Here is a 4,454-nt window from a genome sequence, read left to right as displayed (position 1 = left end):
CGGCGCGATCCGCTGCCCGGCGGTGTGGGCGGCCCGTTTGAGGGCGGCCGCCAACTCGTCGTCCCCCGGCTGGTTCCGGTGAAACTCAGACACCGTGCTCCTCCTCGATGGTGAGGTGGGGCCTCAGCGCGGCCCGGGCGCGGAAGAGATGCGTCTTGACGCTGCCGGGCGAGATCTGGGTCTCGGCAGCCACCTGTTCGACGCTGAGATCACACACGTAGTGCAGAACGGCGACGCGTCGCTGCTGGTCCGAGAGCTGCCGCAGCGCGGTGACCAGGGCGACCCCGGCGGGTTCGGGCTCCGGGGCCGCCTCCTGCCGTCCGCCGTCCCACAGCCGCCAGGCCTCCGCCGACCGCCGGTGGCGGCGCCACCTGCTGACGGCGAGCCGCCAGGCCACCGTCCGTATCCACGCCTCGGGCCCCGCGTCCCGGCTCAACTGCTTCCGTCGGCCCCACGCCCGTACGAAGGCCTCCTGGACCACGTCCTGGGACTCCTGGAGATCCCCGGTCATCAGAAAGAGCTGTCCGATCAGCCGTGTGACGGAGTACGCGTAGAACTCCTCGAACTCCTCGACACTCAACGCGGCTCCCGATACGTGGACAGATCTCACCGGATATACGCCTGGGCCGTACATCTGGTTGACGCCGCACGCCGGGTTTCCGGTTCAGAACGGCCGGTGCTCCCGCGCGATCCCGGCGAAGTCGCGGATCAGCTTGTCCCTGCGGCCCGCGTCCCACACAAGGCTGACTCGGCTCGGCCCGATGTCCCGGATGTGCGCGTACGACAGGTCGTTCCGGCGGTAGAAGGTCGCCACCGACTCCGGCAGCACCGAAATGCCGCGCTCCCGTGCGACGTTCTCCAGCTTCTCCTCGACGCTGTACCTGCTGGAGGCGGCGTCCCGGACGTCGCGTGGCACCCCCTGCTGGATCTCGACGGCGATGTCGCGCCACTCCGGCACGGCGTCGGGGTCCTGGAGCAGATGCTCCTCGGCCAGCTCCCCGATGCCGACGCTGTCGCTCCCGGCCAGCCGGTGATTCCTCGGCAGCACGACGACACGCCGCTCGGCGAAGAGATCCACCACCCGCAGCCCGCGGGTACCGACGGGCTGCCGGACATAGCTGACGTCGGCGCGGCCGTCGCGCACGATCTCGACCTGGTCGTCCCAGCCGGTGCGTACGACCTCGACGGCGAGGCCCGGGTACGCCGCTTCCAGCGCGCGTACGGCCGAGGTCACGATCAGCCCCGGCATGAAGCCGACCGTGAAGGTGTCCTTGCCCCGCGCCGCGATGTTGACGCGTCTCTGGAGCGCGGTGGCGCCGGACAGCAGCGGCGCTGCGTCGGCGAGCAACTGTTCACCGGCGGGGGTCAGTTCGACCTTGCGCCGGTCGCGGAGGAAGAGCTGAGCACCCAGTTCGTTCTCGAAGGCGCGGATCTGGCGCGAGAGGACGGGCTGCGCGATGTGCAGGGCCTCGGCGGCGCGGCCGTAGTTGAGATGCTCGGCGAGCACCGTGAAGTAGCGGAGTTTGCGCAGGTCCAGATCCATCCGAAGCTCTTCCTCCCGTCCCTCTCCTGTCGCTGTCCCGTCGCTCCCCCGTTCCTTCCTGATGCCCTACAGGTATCACAGAGGGCGGAATGGGTCTTGGACGCGTCGCTCCCGTGAGGTGCAAGGTGAATGACACAGGCGCCGAACACACCGAATATGACGAATGCGCCGAACACACCGAACGCGCTGAATGTACGAGACCCGGGAGCACCACCATGGACCTACGTGGGCAGCATGTCGTCGTCGTCGGAGGCACCTCCGGCATCGGTTTCGCCGTGGCGCGCCGCGCCCTGGACGCCGGGGCGGAGGTCACCGTCGCCTCCAGCCGCCGTACGAGTGTCGACGCGGCCCGGGAACGGCTGGGCGAGGGCGCGCGCGGGGAGGTGGTGAACGTACTGGACACGGCGGCGGTCGAGGCGTTCTTCAACGCGACCGGGACGGTCGACCACCTCGTCTATACGGCGGGCGAACCGCTGTCGATGATGAAGGTGGCCGACCTGGACCTCGACCGGGCCCGCTCGTTCTTCGAGATCCGCTACTTCGGCGCGCTGAACGCCGTACACGCGGCCCGTCCGCAGATGCGCGACGGCGGATCGATCACCCTGACCTCCGGCACGGCGGGGGAGCGCGCCGGCACCGGCTGGGCGCTCGGCGCCAGCGTCTGCGGCGCGATGAACTCGCTGACGCGCGCGCTGGCCGTGGAACTGGCCCCGGTCCGCGTCAACGCCGTCGCGCCCGGCATCACCCGCAGCCCGGTCTGGGCGGAGATGGACGAGGCCGGCCAGGAGGCGATGTACGAGCAGGTCGGCAGGGCGCTGCCGCTGGGGCGGGTCGGCGAGGTCGAGGACGTGGCGGACGCGTACCTGTACTGCCTGGGCCAGCAGTACACCACCGGGACCATCCTCGGGGTGGACGGCGGCACGCTGGTGGCGTGAGAGGGGGCCGGTCGGGTCGGTGGGGGCGGGGGGATCCCCGCCGGGCCCGCTTCCGGCGAGCCGCTAAGCTGGGCGGCGAGGGCACGACCCCCCGGTACGCCGGCGGGGCGGGTGCCCGCGGCGGTGGGGCCCGCCGTACCCGAACCGTGGCGACATACGCCACCAACGGTCCCTACCCGTGACAAGTCGTGCCCGCGTACGCGGGCACAGGACCACGTGTAGGGGCGTATATGAGTTCGGACGAACCCGAGTTCCCGGCATCAGGATCCTCGGCATCAGGATTCTCGGCGGCGGACGAGCCGGTCGACCCCGATGTCGACCTCTCAGACGCGCGACAGCGCCTGGAACTGCGCCGGTCGCACTACGGCGTCCTCGCGGTGGTGTCCGCCGGTGGGGTGCTCGGGGCGCTGGCGCGGTACGGCGCGGCGCGGCTCTGGCCCGACGCGTCGCTCGCCTTCCCGTGGACGACGATGTGGGTCAACGCCGTCGGCTGCCTGGTGATCGGGTGCTTTCTCGTCGCCGTGACCGAGATCTGGTCGGCCCACCCGCTGCTGCGCCCGTTCTTCGGCACCGGGGTGCTCGGCGGGTTCACCACCTTCTCGACCTACTGCGCCGACTTCGAGCGCCTGGTGACCGGCGGCCGGGCCGGACTCGCACTCACCTATCTGGCGGCGACGGCCGCGATCGCGGTCGCGGCGGTGACGGCCGGCGCGTGGAGTGCGCGCCGGGTCTTCGCGGGGTTGGGGGCGGGGCAGCGGTGATCAACTTCCTGATCGTGGCACTGGGCGCGGCGGTTGGCGCGCCGTTGCGGTACCTGACGGACCGGGCGGTGCAGAGCCGCCACACCACCGTCTTTCCCTGGGGCACGTTCGCGGTCAACGTCATCGGCTCGCTGGTCCTCGGGTTCATCACGGGCGCGGCCCTGTCGGGTGCGGCGGGCCCCCGGCTCCAGCTCCTGATCGGCACCGGCCTGTGCGGGACGCTGACGACGTTCTCGACGTTCTCGTACGAGACGCTGCGGCTGGCGGAGACCGGCGCGAAGTTCTTCGCCGCCGCCAACGTCGTGGCCTCGATCGTCGCCGGGGTGGGCTCGGTCTTCGTGGGCTCCGCCCTGGCACAGGCGCTGTTCCCCTGAGCGGGCCGGCGTCAGTCCTCCGGTGAGACCCAGTCGACGCGGGCGTCCAGCCAGACGAGGCAGGCCCACGCGAGAACCGTCAGCACCACCACGGCCACCGCGCCCGACACCAGCCCCCGGGTGCCACGCCCCACCCGGTCGCGCAGCGCCGTACGCGTCAGGGCCCAGAACGCCAGCGTGAGCGCGGGGACCCCGATCAGCATCGACGGCAGGTCCGCGTACAGCAGACTCCAGTCACGCTGCCCCTCGAAGGCGCCGCGCAGGCCGGGCCGCGCACCGTACAGCCAGGCCCCGAACCCGGTCGCGGCCGCGACGACGGCGACCAGACAGCCGGCGGCGGGAGTGCCTTCTTCATCGCGTTCCATGTCCCCTACGGACGCGGGCGGGGCGATCGGGGTTGCGGAAGATCAGGACGGAGTGGCTCCCGGCCCCCGCACACTCCGCCGACGCTCAGGGCTCCGGCGGATCATCGGTGTGCCGCAGGGCGAAGACCGCCTCGGTCGTGCGGCACAGCGTTCCCACCGCGCGCCGCTCCAACTGCCAGGCGGCCGACCAGAGTACGAGTCCGACGGGCGCCGCGGGCCACCACCAGGCGCCGAGCAGTGTGAAGGCGGCGCTCCATACGAGGGCCTCGCACGCCGCGTCGTAGGCGTTACGGGCGTCGCTCAGCGCGGTGCGGGAGGTGTCGGATGCCGCGAGCAGCAGCCTGGTCCACTCGCGCCCGATGTCGAGTCCTGTCTGCTCCCCGACCTGCGCCTCGGTGGCCCGGAACCGGTCGGCCGACCAGGTGGGGGAGCCGGGGCAGGCCGTCGCGGTGCGGGCCCTGCGGGCGTCGAGCCGG

The 4,454-nt window shown here is 71.8% G+C and carries 6 protein-coding genes and 1 pseudogene; 3 read left to right on the top strand and 4 right to left on the bottom strand.

Going from position 1 to position 4,454, the window contains the following annotated elements; genetic code table 11:
• Nucleotides 1-85 precede the first annotated feature (85 nt).
• Together QR77_RS18525 and QR77_RS18520 are read right to left on the bottom strand one after the other, a co-directional pair.
• The gene (locus tag QR77_RS18525) at nt 86-580 is read right to left on the bottom strand and encodes a SigE family RNA polymerase sigma factor (protein ID WP_040023020.1); all 495 of its coding nucleotides are present in this window, start codon (nt 578-580) and stop codon (nt 86-88) included.
• Nucleotides 581-664: 84 nt separating this feature from the next.
• The gene (locus QR77_RS18520; protein ID WP_040023018.1) at nt 665-1,543 is read right to left on the bottom strand and encodes a LysR substrate-binding domain-containing protein; all 879 of its coding nucleotides are present in this window, start codon (nt 1,541-1,543) and stop codon (nt 665-667) included.
• A 215-nt stretch (nt 1,544-1,758) separates the two neighbouring features.
• On the opposite strand from QR77_RS18520, the gene QR77_RS18515 reads away from it, so the two are divergent.
• From QR77_RS18515 to crcB, 3 genes are all read left to right on the top strand, one after another.
• Nucleotides 1,759-2,478 carry an SDR family oxidoreductase gene (locus QR77_RS18515; protein WP_040023016.1) on the top strand — a complete coding sequence of 240 codons (720 nt, stop codon included), beginning with the start codon at nt 1,759-1,761 and terminating at the stop codon, nt 2,476-2,478.
• 230 nt (nt 2,479-2,708) lie between these two features.
• Nucleotides 2,709-3,239 (top strand): CrcB family protein, encoded by a 531-nt coding sequence (locus QR77_RS18510; protein ID WP_040023014.1) that lies wholly within the window; start codon nt 2,709-2,711, stop codon nt 3,237-3,239.
• Nucleotides 3,239-3,613, top strand: a complete 375-nt coding sequence (gene crcB, locus QR77_RS18505) for a fluoride efflux transporter CrcB (RefSeq protein ID WP_040028219.1) — start codon at nt 3,239-3,241, stop codon at nt 3,611-3,613. The genes QR77_RS18510 and crcB overlap by 1 nt, the downstream gene beginning before the upstream one ends.
• Before the next feature lie 11 nt (nt 3,614-3,624).
• On the opposite strand, the gene QR77_RS18500 is transcribed toward crcB, so the two are convergent.
• Together QR77_RS18500 and QR77_RS46785 are read right to left on the bottom strand one after the other, a co-directional pair.
• Nucleotides 3,625-3,978, bottom strand: a complete 354-nt coding sequence (locus QR77_RS18500; RefSeq protein ID WP_040023012.1) for a hypothetical protein — start codon at nt 3,976-3,978, stop codon at nt 3,625-3,627.
• Nucleotides 3,979-4,063: 85 nt separating this feature from the next.
• Nucleotides 4,064-4,454 (bottom strand): annotated as a pseudogene (locus QR77_RS46785) (hypothetical protein); the annotation flags it as partial.

The sequence above is a fragment of the Streptomyces sp. 150FB genome, from assembly GCF_000818195.1.
Taxonomy (GTDB): Bacteria; Actinomycetota; Actinomycetes; order Streptomycetales; family Streptomycetaceae; genus Streptomyces.
Note: the sequence above shows the minus strand (reverse complement) of the source record. Positions and strands in the feature narration are given on the sequence as shown.

Coding starts and splice junctions, on each gene's coding strand:
- QR77_RS18520 (WP_040023018.1), bottom strand. CDS start 1,543: ATGGATCTGGACCTGCGCAAACTCCGCTACTTCACGGTGCTCGCCGAG.
- QR77_RS18515 (WP_040023016.1), top strand. CDS start 1,759: ATGGACCTACGTGGGCAGCATGTCGTCGTCGTCGGAGGCACCTCCGGC.
- QR77_RS18510 (WP_040023014.1), top strand. CDS start 2,709: ATGAGTTCGGACGAACCCGAGTTCCCGGCATCAGGATCCTCGGCATCA.
- QR77_RS18500 (WP_040023012.1), bottom strand. CDS start 3,978: ATGGAACGCGATGAAGAAGGCACTCCCGCCGCCGGCTGTCTGGTCGCC.